We start from the raw sequence: 696 nt of genomic DNA, 5'->3' as shown, positions 1-696 counted from the left end.
GAATTAAAATCCAAACACGGTGACCTCGCTGTCGGCGTACTAATCTGGCAAGATATTGCGGCTGTTCTGTTTCTATTCTTTGCAACCGGCAAATCACCAAGCCTTTGGGCATTTAGCTTGCTTGGCCTTTGGTTCCTTCGCCCTTTATTAAAAAGAATGATGGCCTCCAGCGGTCACGGAGAGTTGATCCCACTCTACGGTTTTTTACTTGCACTTGGCGGCCCGGAGCTTTTTGAGCTTGTCGACATGAAGGGTGACTTGGGTGCACTAGTCATGGGCATGCTACTCGCAGGCTTACCTAAATCTAACGAACTCTATAAGTCGTTAATGAGCTTCAAAGACCTCTTCCTAATCTGCTTCTTTTTGTCTATCGGGTTCACCGCGTTACCAACTTTGGAAATGTGGCTCGTCGCCTTAGGCTTGACTATTTTACTCCCCATCAAGTTATTGCTTTTCTTCTTTGTGTTTAATGCGGTTGGCTTACGCTTGCGTACCAGCTTCTTGTCAGCACTCTTGCTAGCCAACTACAGCGAATTCGGGTTGATCGTTGCCAGCTTAAGTGTTGATCAAAACTGGCTAAGCCATGAATGGTTGGTCATCATCGCCCTATCGACAACTCATTCGATGGTATTTAGCTCAATTATTTACAAGTTTGCACATCGAATATACGCAAACAAAAAAGACGCCTTCTCGCGT

The 696-nt window shown here is 45.5% G+C and carries 1 protein-coding gene; it reads left to right on the top strand.

The window, feature by feature from the left end:
* The coding region (locus A3757_RS24035) for a cation:proton antiporter (protein ID WP_197470284.1) at window positions 1–696 on the top strand (696 nt) is incomplete at both ends.

The organism is Oleiphilus sp. HI0117, from assembly GCF_001635235.1.
The sequence above is the reverse complement of the archived record's forward strand: the minus strand, read 5'-3'. Positions and strand labels throughout refer to the sequence as shown.